Origin of the sequence: Mesorhizobium sp. BR-1-1-10 (assembly GCF_020165595.1) — a bacterium.
Taxonomy (GTDB): Bacteria; Pseudomonadota; Alphaproteobacteria; order Rhizobiales; family Rhizobiaceae; genus Mesorhizobium; species Mesorhizobium australicum.
This window is the reverse complement of the sequence record NZ_JAIUIL010000001.1, coordinates 558,120-572,555: the sequence shown is the minus strand read 5'-3', so window position 1 is coordinate 572,555 and position 14,436 is coordinate 558,120. Positions and strand designations below refer to the sequence as shown.

Sequence of the window (14,436 nt, the reverse complement as noted above, 5' to 3'; positions counted from 1 at the left end):
ATTGAGACGCTATCCACCAGCCCTTTGGCGAGGGCGGGTAGCAAGAGGGAAGGACTCCTCACGCCGCCAGCGACGCCACAGGCAACAATAGGGCGCAATTCGGACCTTGCCACAATTTCGTTTCATTTCGGACCATTCGCAAGGTCAGCGGCTCCGGTTGGACATGGAGACAATCTGACATGAATTTCCGTGAGAATTCGAACGGACAGATGACCGTTGCTGCCATCATAAAGCGTCAGATTGGCTCCAATGGAGTGAAGCGCTACACGGCGACCTTGCCGGTGTTCCAAGTTGACGACACCATCCCGGAGGTGTTCAAAGCATTGCTTGAACAGCTGGATCAGGCAGAAAAGACCAGCCTTCACAAAGAACCTCCCCGACGGGCCTCCACGAGGCAGGGCATTGAGACTGGCCTCTGCCTTTCGTCAGTCGTAACCGGGTCCAAAAGTCGACGAGCGGATTGAGCTTCGCTGATCGTACCTCGCGATCGGCCAACCCGTGGCTATGGCGCATCGTCGAAGATCGTCATGTCTGGCTGCGGAATGTTGATCGTGAATGGGCGGGTCGAATTGGCGAAGCTCGCGCCCAGAACTGCTTCGGGAGCAGTGATAAAGCAATTGAAGCCTAGATGCCGCAACAAGTTCGCGCCTTGTGAGTGAATGTAGTTCTGGTGATACGACGTCCTCTTTGCCGATCTGATCCACTTAGACGCGAGACTCAAAAATCAACTGACATCGAAGGCAATCTATCGCACGATCGTATCGGTGGTACGTTTGTACCGATTGATCAATTGCCCACTGTCGCGATTGAAAACCGCTGAAGCGCAGCTTGGCTGCTATCGTGCTGAGCTGGATGCGCGGCACGTCGTGAGCCTTGCGGCTTGCGCATCGAACTCGAAGCCGCGCCTCGATGGACCCCGGCCTATCTGATCGCCGCCAACTGTACGACGCCGCGCAAGCAAGGCGGTTCCACAGCCACGCCATATGCGCGCTGGCGCGGTCAAGACACCGGCGCAGAAAGCTGGGCGGGGAATGGTTTGTGTGGCAGTTTCGGCGACAAGGCATGAACGGAAGACCCGGAAGACAGACAGCTGCCAGGATCGAGATCGCCAGTGGCAAACTTCCCGTTGCTGCAGCGAGCACGCCAATTGCCATAGGTCCGATTGCGCCGAGCAGCCGACCGAAACTAAAAGCGAGCCGGATCTGCCGGCAGTGGTCGATCCCAAGCGTATTTGCACCATCGGATCGCGAATGCCGATCCTTGCTCCCGCTCGGCCCGGCGCTGCCTGATGGCGTCGCTGCGCAATGCGCATCGCGTGCTTGGCATGCGGCGCAAAGGCTTGGGACTCGGCAGGCTCGGTTTCGGCTCCGCCAACGCCGCGCTGACGACTGACATCGCAGAGAGAACTCATGTAGATCGTCCTGCCGTTTGATCCCGCGATCGTCTACCGCGCTCCCGCACCGCCGCAAGGCGATCCTGTTTTGCATGGTGATCCTGCAGCGCACGCTCGAGATAATCGTATAACGGGAGCCATGCTTCACCTTGCTCGCCTCGCGCAAGGAGGATCTCGGCTACGCGATCGAGCGCGCGCTCAATCCGCTCAACCGTGATCGGCCGAGCTGTTGGCGAGCGCCGCTTCACGGTCCGTTGTTTCTGGTCATCCACGAACAAAGCATATCATCTGCGTAAGCTAAGGGAAGGGCGTGCCTCTGGTCGGGCGGCGACCGGCGGCTGCGGCGTACATTTCGGACAGATCGCTGACCACACCCGCTAAGAGATGGTAGCGTCAGAGCGCTACCGCCAATACAGCGCTGCAACCGAGTTCGTCTGTCGAAGGGACTTCGCAAGCGAGGTCAGCAGATTCAAATCCTGTCCCCGCAACCACTTTCATCATAAATCAGTAACCGTCCCGGTCTGACCGGGGCGTTTTTTTGGTTCTGGGGGCCAGGAGTGTCTCGTGCTGGTTAGGGCATGGCTGGCGCGACGGCCGCACTACCAAGTCCACTTCACGCCGACGTCGGCATCCTGGATCAACCAGGTTGAACGGTGGTTCGCCGAACTCACCCGCAAGCAGTTGCGCCGCGGCGTCCACACCTAGACCAGCCAACTCGAAGCCGACATCCGCTCCTTCATTGATACAATGAGAACCCAAAGCCATACCGCTGGGTCAAATCCGCCGACGGCATCCTCTCATCCGTCAAGCACTTCTGCCAAAAGGCCGAACAGACCTTATGCAGCGAAATTTTAGATTCAGGTGACTAGTTCATCGATTTCCTATTGACGCAAAAGCTCGGATTCGGTTGCCCGTGGCTCGAAGTCCCAGCCCGCTGGCAGGAGTGGTGATTACAAGCGTGAAACTTCGGCGGAGCGCATTGAGGCGTAAAATTGGGCCAGGAGAACTTCGCCACAAATCGATCGTGGCCGCCTTCTGTGGATCGCAATAGAGGCCGTGGAGCGCTCCACCCTTAGTGAGCATTTCCGCTTCCGCAAATCATGCTTTCCCTGCGGCGGCTTGAGGGCGTTTGAACCCACCGCAGGGAAGGTCGGCAGAGGTTAGCCCTTGGCGACCGGCAGTGCGACGAAGCGGCTGTTGTCTTCACGGGTGATCTGCATCAGCACCGCCTTGCGGCCGGACTTCACCGCATCGGCCATCGCCTTATTGACGTCGCCTGCGCCGTTGACCTCGGTCGAGTTGACCGCGGTTATGACATCGCCGGCCTGGATGCCCCGGTCGGCGGCATCGCTGTTGGGGTCGACATCGGTCACCACCAGCCCCTTGCCGTTTTCGGACTTGGTGACGGTGAGGCCGAGAGCGGCCAGCGTGTCGGGCTTTGCCGGAGCGGCCGGCTGGTGCTGGTCGACTGAGGCCTGCTTGTCGCTGGCAGGCAGTTTGCCGAGATCGACCTTGACCGTCTGGCTCTTGCCATCGCGCCAGACCGTGACATCAACCGACTTGCCGGGCGAATAGGCGCCGATCAGGCGGGCGAGTTCCTTCGGCGACGCAACGTCCTTGCCGTCGACCTGGGTGATCACGTCGCCGGCTGATATGCCGGCCTTCTTGCCGGGGCCGTCGTCCTGGGCGCTCGAAACCAACGCGCCATTGTTGGACTTCAGGCCGAGCGATTCGGCGATGTCGGAGGTGACCGGCTGGATTTCGACGCCGAGCCAGCCACGCTGCACCGCACCGCTCTTCATCAGATCCCCGACGACCTGCTTGGCGGTCGAGGCCGGAATGTCGAAGGCGATGCCGACGCTGCCGCCGGAAGGCGAGAAGATGGCGGTGTTGATGCCGACCACCTGGCCGTTGAGGTTGAAGGTCGGGCCGCCTGAATTGCCGCGGTTGACCGAGGCGTCGATCTGGAGGAAATCGTCATAGGGGCCGGCGCCGATATCGCGGCCGCGCGCTGAGACGATGCCGGCGGTGACGGTGCCGCCGAGGCCGAACGGATTGCCGACAGCCACGACCCAGTCACCGACACGAACCTTGGAATCGTCGGCGAAGTCGACATAGGTGAACTTGCCGCCACCATCGACCTTGAGCACGGCGAGATCGGTGCGCGGATCGGTGCCGACCAGCTTGGCGTCGAGTTCCTTGCCGTCATTGGTCACAACGGTGAAGGCGGTGCCCTCTTCGACGACATGGTTGTTGGTGACGAGGTAACCGTCTTCGGAGATGAAGAAGCCGGAGCCCTGCGCTACCGGGCGCGGCTCGCCGTTGTTGCGGTCGCGATGTCCGAAGCGACGATGACCCTCGTCGTTCTGGCCGCCCAGGTCGCCAAAGCCGCGGAATTCCTTAAAGAAACGACGCAGCTGCGGATTGTTGGGAAGATTGTCGAGGCCGTCCTGATCGTCGGAGCCATCATCGGCGGTCGGCTGGATCTTGGCCTTGACCTTGACGCTGACCACGGCTGGCGACACACGCTCCACGACATCGGCGAAGCTCGGAACCTGCGGGGCCTCGACGCGCACGGCGTCAGCGAGAACGGGTGCTGTACCGGTGGCAAGGGCGCCTAAGCCGATCGCCCCGCTAATAGCCAGGGAAGCAGCGGCAGCCATCAAGCGTTTGCGGGGGCTGCAAGATACACTAGAGAAGGTTTTCATGATGTCGCATCCTCTTTCGATAATGTGGCCCTGAAAGGGCGTCGTGCTTAAAAGAATAGAGAGGCGTACATTACGACGTCATTGCCATTGCATGAACATTTCGTAACCTTGGTTGAATAATCTATCCAGGGATTACCTTGAGATGATCTCATGCTGCGGATCGCGGCGAAGGTCGGGAGCCTGAGTTACTACCTGTGCCCTGAATAGCACCAGAAGTGCTGCGATCATGCCGAGGCCGCGTTTGCAGCATGGCTGCGTTGGACTCCAGACCGGTGTGCAGTCGACGAGCGCTACATCCTGGCAGCGACCCTCCTGTTGAAGCCATCCAGGATCTGCTCGGCGAAACGGGCGTAGTTGCCATCAAAGTGATGGCCGCCGGTTGTGTTGATCACCTCGACACCTCTCCAGGAGAGCGCGTGGCAGAATGTTTCTGTCCCCTCATCTCCGTAGAAACATTGGACCACCTTTGAACGCACCTGCTCGATCGCTGTTGCGACCGGAACGGCTTCCGAACTGGGGCAGCGCCAAGCCACCCTTCGACCTGAATCTCCCAGTCGGCTGCATTCGCGAAGCCAAGCAGCGAAACACGCCCGATATGTGATTTCACGCCAGTGGCGAGGTCGTTGTAGACGAAGGGGAGGACGTCGGCGCCAAAGGAGTAGCCGACCAATGCGACGTTTTTGGCGTGCTATTTTTCACCGATGTCTGGATCACCGAAGTCAGGTCCGCGGCCGTCTGTTCGGGCTTTTTTCTTCCAAAAATAGCGGACGCTGTCCCTACCGACGACGGATACACCACGTGACTGCAGCTCTTCGGCGATTGTCTTGTCCAAGTCGTGCCAGCCGCCATCGCCTGACAGAACGATCGCCATCAGCCATTCGGATTTGGCGCCGGCAGCTCGATCAAGGGAAGTGCCGAGAGCCCGGTGGCGTCACCCGCATTGAAATGCGGCTGGGCAAGTGAGATGACTGCATCGCTCCCGGTGCCCGGAAAGGGCTGGATACTCATCGGCGTGCCAGCGCTTTGGAGGGAGGCAAAATAGGCGCGCGCTTCTTTCGGCTCAGCCGCCGTAAAACCAAGGCTCCAAAACCCCTGCAAGGCCTTGGAAGGTCCGTACGCGAAACCGCCAAGCCGAGGAGACGAGGGCGCTCCCGCGCAAAGCGGGCGCTCGCTGGGCAGAACCACACTCGGATCCACCGAGATAGCCCCAGCCACCGTGTTAGCTGGAGCCTGCGCCAGAATGGCGCCCGCAAGTGTTCCGCCGGCATCGACACCAGCCAAGATGGGAAAATGGTACTGCAGGCCACTGTGCTCACGTTGCAGCCGGCGGCTCAGTATCTCTACATCGCCCACGAGGTTATGGCAGGGCTCCTTTTCTTCGGAAAGCCTGGCCAGATAGGTTTTGGTGTCCACGCCGACCGCGAGCGCCCCCTGCCGCCCAAGGGCCGCAAGTGCCGTCTGGTTTGCGTCGCTCCATCCGTTCTGATCCGAAAACAAGACGACGTATCCCCGGATCTGGCCGTCCGGCACCAGAAGGTGGACATCTCCAAAGCGGCCGCCCTCGATAGCCAATGATGGTGTCGCTGCCAGGATTGCAAATGCTGCTAACAGGAGAAAGGCTAGCCTATTCATTCTGCTTGCTCCTGAGCCTCTAAACCTGCCACCGATCCCAGCGGTCCCGGACAGGGAAGTAACCGCTGGGCCCGATGGGAGCGCTCTCCTTCCGATTGCAAGCGCTGACGCTGTCGCAATTCGCCAGTGCCATGCTGGCGCTCCCAACAGTCGACCCTGGCTGCGACGTTTAAGTTCAACGAACTTCTGATGTCGGCCGGAAACTATTCCATCCTGTCAGCCTTTTTTCGCAAAAGGTGATGCGGCAGGCCGCGGACGGAGTCCTGCACAGTTAACGGGTGCCTCTGCTCCCGCTGCCCTTGCCTGGCTCACGACACCTTGCCAAATACCGAAATTGGCAGCTGTGACGAACTCGTTGTGCCCTCAATTGGGCGTTCGATAACGGTTCTCGATCCCGAAGTTGGTCAGCAGACCGATCTGCAAGCCAGCATTCAAGCCGCAACTGAAGTGCTACGAGCGACCACGACGCTATAAGGGAACGCTCTCGCTTCTCATTGGTACAGAGCAGTAAGTGCCAGGTCGCCCCGCTTGAACGCACTGCCGGGACGCTGCTCTTAGGTTGACTTGTCGAATGGAAGAGCTCGCTAGCGCCGTCTCGACTGGGGTCCGGGGAACTTTTCGACCGGTTTGCGGTCAGCTTGGCCAACCTTGGATCAATAAGGCGTGGGGACGTCTTCTTCGCGCCCACTCCGTCTGCGACCACAATAGCCTTCTTCGCGATAAGGTAGTCGGCCCTGTTTGTTCGGAAGTCCTGTTGCACAGCCATCATTGTGATCTCCCAAGAAATCAACGCAACTAGACGCAAACCGGTTCGAGATTCTTACCTAGTGCTGCAACGCCCTGAGCCGTTGCGTGTTTCGGAACCGCTTTCTTGGCGAGAAATCCTGGACCAAGCGCGCTTTCCATCCAATTCTTCCTCAGCCTGTGCACCGGTTTGGAGAACAAAGTCCGTCTCTGTTAAGGTTTGCAAATGCCAGATGTATCATTATCTCGAACATGTGGCCCTCCACACATTCGGACAGGACTTCGAGTTGGCCGGGCGGCAGCGCCGCCCTATTTAGGAGCAGGAGGTTCCGGTCATGGTCCGCGGAGCAATAGTTGCTCTCTCATGTTGGTTGGTGGCCGGGACCCAGGTTAAGACCATAGAACAATATAACGCCTTTCAATATGGCTCGCAGTCGGCCGCTTTGGCCAAGTGCCACAGCCTGTGGGTAACAAACCCCGTTGAGTACCTGCACCAGGCCAACAAATACGAACGGCTTGATCAAAGTGATCCCCTGTTCAGATACTATCGGCGCGGTATGGCGGATTTTAACAGCAGATGGAAACGCACCGGCGAAGCGAACTGCGGCGCCGAGGGTCTCCTAAGCAACTTCCTTGGCACAGACATTCGACACTAACCGAGCATTGCTGGCGATCGAATGTGACCCTTGAATCTTGACGTTCAAACCACGTGTAGGCGTCGAGAAGCACCAGATGGAGAGGATGCTCGCAATGTTTCGCCTGTTTGCCCATTTGCAGGCTACCATCGTTCGAGTATTCCGTTCCAAGCCGCAGCCGCCACAGCGCGAGCGTTACGATCGATCAGGTCGCCATGCGACAACACGATCTGCTGAAAGTCCCACGCCAGAATGCGCCGTAGCGACTTCGCCGCTGCGTGGCGGTCGCTCCACCCCATCCGGTATTCCGGCGCGGGACGGGGATTGTCCCACATCCGCAACACGTACTTGAACCAGAACTTCAACGCCCCTCCGGTATGAGGCGTGGCGTCGGTGAAGTTCTCGATGAGGTCGACGAGGATCAGCGTCCGGCTAGCGCGATGGAACATCGCGACCTCGCGCATTATGCGCGTGCCCTGCACGAGCACCTGGTCTATTTCGCCGATCCAGTCGGCGGGGGCAACGTCACCGAGGAGACCATCATATGCCAAGCCGGGGCGTCTTCTCTCGATGCCGGGACAGATCCACGTCTTGGCCCCTGGAAACGCGGCTTGCGCGGTGGCTGCGTATTTGTGGTGGAAATTTCCAGGAGCAACTATGTGGGCAACAGGTCCGAGCAACGAGATCTCTTCCGCCACCGTCGAAGTGATGTTGCATGGCGAGTGCAGCATGAGCTCGCCAGAGGCGAGGCGCACCACCGTCATTCGTGCCTCGAACCGCGTAAATGCCAATCGAATGGGATATGGGCAGAGCCATATCTGATCTGCGACATAGGGCGTAAGGCGCATCGCTATCCTTCGATGGGACGGTTGATGGATGTCGTGTCGGACGGAGCGCAATCCGATGGACCAGTCCAGGTGCACGCCCGCTAACAATAGCGGTAGCGCCGATCCATCACCTACAAGCGTGCCCCGCTTTGGGGCCGTACGATTTGGCACGGCCTTGAATCATGGTCTCAGGCGAAATCACCCGGAGACAATCGCCGCGTGCTCGATAGCTCCTTTGTGTTTTGCGTTTCGTTCCTGATATCTTGCGACATGCCTTTCATTTACGGTCGGCACCCGGCCACCGGTCGCCGGAGTAGGGGGTAAGGCGTCTTCGCCGCTCATCGCCACGGCCACAAGCGTGATGCGTCCGACGCTCGGCGTGTCGGCCGTCGCCACAGGTCTTCCAGATGCGGCGCGACGTCGAAGCTCGCTGTCATGGGATATACCGAGCTGGACACCAAACTATTCCAAGCTGCCGGATTCTTCGGGAAGAGATGGTCGTGCCTGGATGAGGCAGCGATGTGCATCAACCAGAAGTCTGTTCACCGTTGGCGCGGTCGCGCTGTGCATTGGCCTTGGCGCCACAACCGCCGAGGCCGATGAATTCATCAACGTGCTGACCGGCGGAACCAGTGGGGTCTATTAGCCGCTCGGCGCGGCGCTGGCCAAGATCTATGGCGAAAAGATTCCTGCGGTGCGCACACAGGTGCAAGCGACCAGGCTTCTGTTGAGAATCTAAATCTGTTGCAGCAGGGCAAAGGTGAAATTGCATTCGCTTTGGAGTTCGCGATGCGTGGGATGGAGATGAGGAAGCAGGATTCAAACAGAAACTGGACAAGCTCCGAGCCATAGCCGCGATTTACCCAAACTACATTCAAACATTCGAGGCGCATGTGCTCGCTGCCGAGCGCCTCCATGGCGATGACACCACCGTGCCGATCCTGGCCGGCGGCAAGACCGAACCGGTCGCATCTGAACCTCGGCCGTTCGGTGGAATATCGCCGCCGGCGGCGGCACTCTACTATGCCTCGCGCGACCGGCGGCAGGAACATCCCCGAACCCCATCTGAAGACCTTTGGCGGCATTCTGCAGGGCGATGCCTATGGCGGCTACAATCCACCGTTCAAGGGGATCGCGATCCCAGTCCGCTGACCCAGGCGCTGTGCTGGGCGCATGCGCGCCGCAAGTTCTTCGTAGTTGCCGACATGGCTACCAATGCCAAGCGTGGCAGGGGACGGCGCGCCGATCTCCCCGATCGCGTTCGTGGCGCTCAATCGTGCGGCGGCAAATAGCCAAAACTCAGATCGAGATCAGGGATAATATACAGCACCCCGGCTGCCTCTCAAGCGGCCTCGCGCGGAACGGCTTCCTTCGGCCACCCGTTAGCGTCAACATGACAGCGAACAACGCGAGACGGCGAAGATGGACAAGCGGCAAGATACGAGAACCATCGAGATGTGCTGTCTTCCGTGCCAGTGTCACTGCTCCTCACCGTGGTATTCGCGGGAATGGTCGTTGGCTGAACGGATACGCTACCAAGCGGTCTGCGTCGGCTTGTCGACGAGCGGCCTCTTCGGCGATCAGGGAACCGAATCAGGAGCTTACGCTTCACGAAGGTTGCATGAGGCGAAATGTTCAGGGATAAACGCAAAGCCGCCCCCTCAAAAGGGTGAACGCTAACTGGGCTTTGGAAATTGTCCGGCGGATCACCGGCCGGAATAGCCACCCGGGATCACACCGGGTCCGAATTGAGTTGTTCCCGTATAGCACGTGATTGCTGCAAAGCAACATATCACCGGGTGCTTGCCCGGCTATACCGAGGCTGCGCAACATTGCGCATGGCTTAACCGGTGACCCTCCACCGCAATTTGCAGGGGTGGCCTTCTTCTCACGTTGGTCGCCGAGCTACCGCTGCTCCCCGCTGCCATCTTACGTGAGCGGTCCGGCATAAACCCCCGCGGAAACGCCGGACCGCTAAGGAAGTGCTGGCGCGTTCGCACTTCCTCGATCGAAAAAGCTTAGAGCTGCAACGCCGCGGCAACCGTATTCAGTGGCGCCTCAACCGATGCGCTGAATTTGCCAGGCCTCACCTCGAGGCAAGTTTGTGTCCTGCGAAAATCAAGCCGGTTCCTCTCGTAAATTCGAGTCTTCCAGGCACTGCCGAGCTTCCAAAGCCGTCAATGCCGTGCTCCTGAGACATCCGTTCGTCGCTGCTACGGCCGGCCAGCAGCTTAACCTCTGACCTTGGGGGCGACATTTCTGCGGCTGGCCACTTCCATTTCCTTTGCTTCCTTCTCCAGGCGATCCGGCGTGGCAGAGCCCATCAGCGCATATGCCGTGCCACCTGACTGCCAGTACACGGTGGGCACTCGACCGTCAGTGGCCGGAGTTGGGGGGACGGCGTCTTCGCCGTTCATGGGAACTGCCACCAGCGTAATACGGCCAACACTTGGGGTGTCCGCCGTGACTACCAGGCTCTGCTTCCCGTTCCAGGGCTGAACCTGAACGTCTTTCACCCGCCAGACTGTCGGAAGAGCGGGCATGCTTATGTTTACCGCTCCGATCAGCCGTTCGATCTTATCCTGCTTCGGCTCGCTGCCCTTCTCAGGGCCGGCATTGAGCTGGGCGACCCGCAACGCGTCCCGCGCGGCCAGGATGAACGTCTCATCCGCCTTTTGACCGCCTTGGCGAAGCGGCTCGGTCAACGAATTGGCTGACCAGCCCAAGAAGACCAGCGCCGCCGCAGCCAGCTGCAACTTGAACACCGCAAATACTTTCCTTCGTCGGAACGCGTTCTCCAACTCCCGGGCTCTGTCCAGGCTTGCTCGAGGGGGAAACAGCCGCTGGGGCTGGAGATTGCGCAACGCTTCCATGCGCTGTGCTTGCGCGAATACCTCCGCCGCTGCTTCCGGCTCGCGGGCAAGACGCGCCTGGAGTTCAGACCTCCGGGACGGCAACAGCTCGCCGTCAAGAAACCGGTTTATCTCCTCTTCGGAAATTCGGTCACTTGGCCACATCACGGCCTCCCACTATTTTCAATTGAGCCCGTGCGGCGTCGTTCGCCTTTTCCATATTGTGTTTCAGGGCAATCCGGGCCCGGCTCAGACGAGACATCACTGTTCCCACCGGAACCCCAAGCACCGCGGCAGCATCCGAATAGGTGAAGCCTAAGACGGCGACCAAATGGAGCACTTCGGCTTGGTCAGACGGTAGTCCCTCTAGCGCCCGTTGAACGTTGGAGAGCTCAGCGCAGTGTTCTTGTGATGGCATCAGCAACGGGTCGCATTGTTGGGCATAAGCGGCCAAGCGACGGCGCTCAGCATCAGCTCGGACAGCGCTTGTGAAAAATGTGTTCCGAACGATCGTGATCAACCACGGCATCAGCGGGCGCGAGGCGTCGTAGGTGCGCGACAACCCGAGTGCCCGAACAAGCGCCTCCTGCACCAGATCGTCCGCGTCGGTGTCATTTTTTGTGAGCACCCTGCTGTAGCGCCACAGGTCCTCCAAGTGTGGAGTGACGTCGAAGTTCACCTTCATGGTCCATATACTGATCGGGAGCCGAAACTATTCCAAGCCCACTGACTACAATTTGCTACCGCCGGTCTGATTCTACCGATGGGATCAAATCGTCGCCTGGGACTGGATTCGTCAACCGTGTTTCCAGCCACTCGCTCAGAGCTCTCTCAATGAGATCATCGCGACTGACATTCATCCGGCTCGCCAGAGTTGCCAGCCCGTCTGCAGTTTTTGGCGTCAATGGCACACCTGGCGCGTTTCGTAACATGAAGGCTGCGCGCAGGTCCGAGCGCTGCAAATCCGCTACTTGGTGGCCGGCCGTGTCATTCCTGGCGCCAGACAGTGTCATGGATGCTCCTTTTGGCGGGGGAGGCCCAGCAGTGAAGGGACAACCAAGGAGGGCCTGCTGGGCCTGACAGGCGAGGGGCGACTAGCTTGCCTGTCCTGGAATATACCGGACAGCACCGGAAACTATTCCAAGGCCGCCGGATTTTTTGCCGCCCAAAGGGCGAGACGGATCACAGTGTATCTCCTTCTCGGGGATGAGAGGCCGGCGCGGGCTAAAGAGATTAGCGCCCGGAGAGCTTCAAGGGGTCGCGCTTGGCATCGGGTGTGAATGGGTGACGCCAAGCTGGAGATCGGACAGCTCAGGCCGCTCTATCCGAGGCTACCGGCAAACCGAGGCTAATGTTTGCAAGCCGCAAGCGAGAATGACCGGAACTAACAATCGGATCGGACGGACCGGTGCGAAAACCCCTTGGTGCCAGCAAAAGCAGGACAACTGCGAGCGCGATCAATGCGATCACGACAGCAGTCTTGAAAATCTCTCTCATGACTTCCCGTTCAAGATGGTGAGAGTGAGCCTGATGACTGAGCAGTCGCTCCCACTCGATATCGAGCCATCAACGCCTCTGGCAGTAAGCAGGGCCATTGGAATTCTATTTGCAAGCGCTACTCGCCTGCAATGCGGCGCTCAGTCCCATCAGGGAATATACGTACTGGGTTTGGGTGCCCCTCCAGGACGTGGCGAACAGCGTCATCTTGCTTCCGGCTCGCATCGCACTGATCATTGACCGATCCTCACCGGCGTTCTGAAGCCAGGCCTTATTATCTTGCGTGAACATTGAGAAGCGCTGGTCTGCGATCACGACATTGATATCCGACTCTGGCTTGAGCCGATACCCCATGATTGCCTCGGGCTGTTCCTCGACCGGTGTGCGCGAGACCGTTACAAAATTTTCGCCATGATCGACACCGGCCGGCAGTTTGGAAACGGGGACACTCAAGACATAGCACCTTGTCGTGTCGGCACCATAAGAATAGACGCCCCAAGCGCCGTGCCGCGAGAGGAGTCTTGGGGCAGCCTGCACCCAAGTGGTAGAAACCAGCAAACATGCGATGCCCGCTCCAACTGATTTGATGCCCATTATTTCCTTCCAGCTTAGCAGCGCCATAGTGTCCCCGAGGCCTTCGCCCGGAAAAATCTCGCTTTCGGCTCTTCGAGGGTTCGTGACTGCCGTCAGCCTGCCGTCACCACGATTCTCGAAATGGTGAGTGGAAGGATCCGGCCCGCAACAGGCAGCTCGTTGTTCACAAGGGCGGTCGCTCAACAATCCGTGCTCTGGGATGCTTGCCTGTGATCGTCCGCAAGCCACTCGACCCGTGCGGATTCGCTTCAAAGCACCTCGCCGGGATAGACGCCCCACATACTGATCTGCCTGATGAAGCCGGATTTGGGGCCCAGTGCAACAGCACACCACTGTCCGTCGCATCGGGTCAGTTCTACCCGCACGCCAGGCTGCAGCCAGGCAACAACCGAACTGCCAGTGGACGGTTTGTCGCGCAGCGCAACGTTGCCCTTGGCCCAGGGCTCGACAACGGCCGCCCTGCGGCCTGACAGGAGCGATTCATGAATCCATCCGCTGGTTCCGTCCCAGTCTCTGACCCGTCGCCAATTGTCATACTGTTGGTAGATTTCCAGCGGCATTCCCGGGCGCATAAGGACCCATTCAACTTGATACCCCATGCCAGGCCCGACACGAAGGTTGGCTGATGAGGCTCTCAGGGAGGCAAAGCGAGGCAGAACGAGAAGATTAGCCTTGGAGCGGAGTCCAGTCGCCGTCGCGGATCCTGCGAGCGATGCAGCTATCAGAATGAACCGAGCAAGAGAGATAGACCAGTGATGCCCGGCCTTGCTGAGGACGTTCGGGCCGAGATTCGCGGTCGACTTCATGCAATCTGCCACGGAATGTGGAACGGCAATCTCCCATAGCAACAAAAACGAGAGCGTTGATTGCCGGGCGCCGTTCCTATGCTCTTGTAGAAGCCCGACCGAGCTTTGAGGCGAGGTGATTTCAATGCCGCGAGAAGATGCACGATCCGTCGGTCCAGGTAGCGTCCAGATCGGCCACTGCAGCTCAAGCCGCCGGGGGGTTCAGATCAGGTTTTACCGGTTGCGACATACGCCAGTGAGGTTCTCGCCAGCAGACCACGTATGGCATCAGCCCTTCGTCTGATCCTCAGACACGGTGCTCGTCGGAATCGCGTCCAACGCGACCAGCTTTTCCGCGCACAGATCAGCGGCGCCCGGTGCATCCTTTTTTATTCCGGCGAATTTGACCCAGCCACCGTCGGTAATGAAACCGTCCCTCTGATAGGAAGACGTTTCCTTCAGCTTGGCCAGATTTTGGCTCGCGTCGGACGCCGTGATAAACTTTTGGACACACAGATTGGCGGCCAGTTCTGCCCTCGCTTTTATGGCTGAGGTCTTGGCCATTTCCGCCGCAGTTCCTGCCAGGGTCCAGCCGCCGGCAGTGAATCCGACGATGATGGTGAGGACCACCGCGCCTACCACTGACCAGAACCAGAGCGTCTTGGAAGGCCGATATTCTTCGAATTGTTGCGACATTTCCTGGTTCTCCGTCTTGTTTGTTCTCTGTGGACTGGGATCGAAGCCAACCCGCCCAGGTCGTCAAAAGCTT

The 14,436-nt window shown here is 59.2% G+C and carries 12 protein-coding genes, 3 pseudogenes and 1 other annotated feature; of the genes and pseudogenes, 4 read left to right on the top strand and 11 right to left on the bottom strand.

All coding sequences use genetic code 11. From position 1 onward, the window contains the following. Positions 1-179 precede the first annotated feature (179 nt). The 3 genes and pseudogenes from LB555_RS02590 to LB555_RS02580 all read left to right on the top strand — a co-directional run. Entirely contained in the window at positions 180-464 is a 285-nt protein-coding gene (locus LB555_RS02590; protein WP_140877066.1) for a hypothetical protein, read from the top strand. A 416-nt stretch (positions 465-880) separates the two neighbouring features. Continuing rightward, on the top strand, positions 881-1,066 hold the full coding sequence (locus tag LB555_RS02585) for a hypothetical protein (RefSeq protein ID WP_140877068.1): 186 nt from the start codon (positions 881-883) through the stop codon (positions 1,064-1,066). Between the two features lie 897 nt (positions 1,067-1,963). Then, positions 1,964-2,262: pseudogene (locus LB555_RS02580) on the top strand (IS630 family transposase); the annotation flags it as partial. A 291-nt stretch (positions 2,263-2,553) separates the two neighbouring features. Here the strand turns inward: LB555_RS02580 and LB555_RS02575 are convergent. The 5 genes and pseudogenes from LB555_RS02575 to LB555_RS02560 all read right to left on the bottom strand — a co-directional run bounded on the left by LB555_RS02575 (position 2,554) and on the right by LB555_RS02560 (position 7,960). Further along, positions 2,554-4,101: a Do family serine endopeptidase gene (locus LB555_RS02575; RefSeq protein WP_140877070.1), complete on the bottom strand. Its 1,548-nt coding sequence runs from the start codon at positions 4,099-4,101 to the stop codon at positions 2,554-2,556. Positions 4,102-4,391: 290 nt separating this feature from the next. Further along, positions 4,392-4,634: an AcvB/VirJ family lysyl-phosphatidylglycerol hydrolase gene (locus LB555_RS29250; protein WP_281405332.1), complete on the bottom strand. Its 243-nt coding sequence runs from the start codon at positions 4,632-4,634 to the stop codon at positions 4,392-4,394. After that, a pseudogene (locus LB555_RS29245) lies at positions 4,631-4,972 on the bottom strand (AcvB/VirJ family lysyl-phosphatidylglycerol hydrolase); the annotation flags it as partial. The gene LB555_RS29250 and the pseudogene LB555_RS29245, both read right to left, overlap by 4 nt. Continuing rightward, the gene (locus LB555_RS02565; protein ID WP_140877076.1) at positions 4,972-5,733 is read right to left on the bottom strand and encodes a hypothetical protein; all 762 of its coding nucleotides are present in this window, start codon (positions 5,731-5,733) and stop codon (positions 4,972-4,974) included. The pseudogene LB555_RS29245 and the gene LB555_RS02565, both read right to left, overlap by 1 nt. A gap of 1,522 nt (positions 5,734-7,255) precedes the next feature. Then, positions 7,256-7,960, bottom strand: coding sequence for a DUF4336 domain-containing protein (locus LB555_RS02560; protein WP_140877078.1), 705 nt, complete (start codon positions 7,958-7,960; stop codon positions 7,256-7,258). A gap of 487 nt (positions 7,961-8,447) precedes the next feature. On the opposite strand from LB555_RS02560, the pseudogene LB555_RS02555 reads away from it, so the two are divergent. Continuing rightward, positions 8,448-9,231: pseudogene (locus tag LB555_RS02555) on the top strand (TAXI family TRAP transporter solute-binding subunit). Between the two features lie 400 nt (positions 9,232-9,631). After that, positions 9,632-9,687, bottom strand: a sequence feature (sul1 is cis-regulatory element that is thought to sense ions involved in sulfur or methionine metabolism; They are found in Alphaproteobacteria). Between the two features lie 483 nt (positions 9,688-10,170). On the opposite strand, the gene LB555_RS02550 reads toward LB555_RS02555, so the two are convergent. The 6 genes from LB555_RS02550 to LB555_RS02525 all read right to left on the bottom strand — a co-directional run bounded on the left by LB555_RS02550 (position 10,171) and on the right by LB555_RS02525 (position 14,363). Then, positions 10,171-10,956, bottom strand: a complete 786-nt coding sequence (locus tag LB555_RS02550; protein WP_140877082.1) for an anti-sigma factor family protein — start codon at positions 10,954-10,956, stop codon at positions 10,171-10,173. Further along, positions 10,943-11,476, bottom strand: coding sequence for a sigma-70 family RNA polymerase sigma factor (locus LB555_RS02545; RefSeq protein ID WP_140877084.1), 534 nt, complete (start codon positions 11,474-11,476; stop codon positions 10,943-10,945). The genes LB555_RS02550 and LB555_RS02545 overlap by 14 nt, the downstream gene beginning before the upstream one ends. A gap of 55 nt (positions 11,477-11,531) precedes the next feature. Continuing rightward, on the bottom strand, positions 11,532-11,723 hold the full coding sequence (locus LB555_RS02540; protein WP_224682251.1) for a ribbon-helix-helix protein, CopG family: 192 nt from the start codon (positions 11,721-11,723) through the stop codon (positions 11,532-11,534). 670 nt (positions 11,724-12,393) lie between these two features. Next, positions 12,394-12,882, bottom strand: a complete 489-nt coding sequence (locus LB555_RS02535; protein ID WP_140877088.1) for an invasion associated locus B family protein — start codon at positions 12,880-12,882, stop codon at positions 12,394-12,396. Positions 12,883-13,130: 248 nt separating this feature from the next. After that, positions 13,131-13,688, bottom strand: coding sequence for an SH3 domain-containing protein (locus LB555_RS02530; protein WP_140877090.1), 558 nt, complete (start codon positions 13,686-13,688; stop codon positions 13,131-13,133). Positions 13,689-13,955: 267 nt separating this feature from the next. Next, positions 13,956-14,363, bottom strand: coding sequence for a hypothetical protein (locus LB555_RS02525; protein ID WP_140715735.1), 408 nt, complete (start codon positions 14,361-14,363; stop codon positions 13,956-13,958). Positions 14,364-14,436: the final 73 nt, after the last annotated feature.

Bases quoted from the DNA above. Each gene is read 5' to 3' on its own strand.
- LB555_RS02590 (WP_140877066.1), top strand. From the start codon at position 180: ATGAATTTCCGTGAGAATTCGAACGGACAGATGACCGTTGCTGCCATC.
- LB555_RS02575 (WP_140877070.1), bottom strand. From the start codon at position 4,101: ATGAAAACCTTCTCTAGTGTATCTTGCAGCCCCCGCAAACGCTTGATG.
- LB555_RS02565 (WP_140877076.1), bottom strand. From the start codon at position 5,733: ATGAATAGGCTAGCCTTTCTCCTGTTAGCAGCATTTGCAATCCTGGCA.
- LB555_RS02560 (WP_140877078.1), bottom strand. From the start codon at position 7,960: ATGCGCCTTACGCCCTATGTCGCAGATCAGATATGGCTCTGCCCATAT.
- LB555_RS02550 (WP_140877082.1), bottom strand. From the start codon at position 10,956: ATGTGGCCAAGTGACCGAATTTCCGAAGAGGAGATAAACCGGTTTCTT.
- LB555_RS02545 (WP_140877084.1), bottom strand. From the start codon at position 11,476: ATGAAGGTGAACTTCGACGTCACTCCACACTTGGAGGACCTGTGGCGC.
- LB555_RS02540 (WP_224682251.1), bottom strand. From the start codon at position 11,723: ATGTTACGAAACGCGCCAGGTGTGCCATTGACGCCAAAAACTGCAGAC.
- LB555_RS02535 (WP_140877088.1), bottom strand. From the start codon at position 12,882: ATGGGCATCAAATCAGTTGGAGCGGGCATCGCATGTTTGCTGGTTTCT.
- LB555_RS02530 (WP_140877090.1), bottom strand. From the start codon at position 13,688: ATGAAGTCGACCGCGAATCTCGGCCCGAACGTCCTCAGCAAGGCCGGG.
- LB555_RS02525 (WP_140715735.1), bottom strand. From the start codon at position 14,363: ATGTCGCAACAATTCGAAGAATATCGGCCTTCCAAGACGCTCTGGTTC.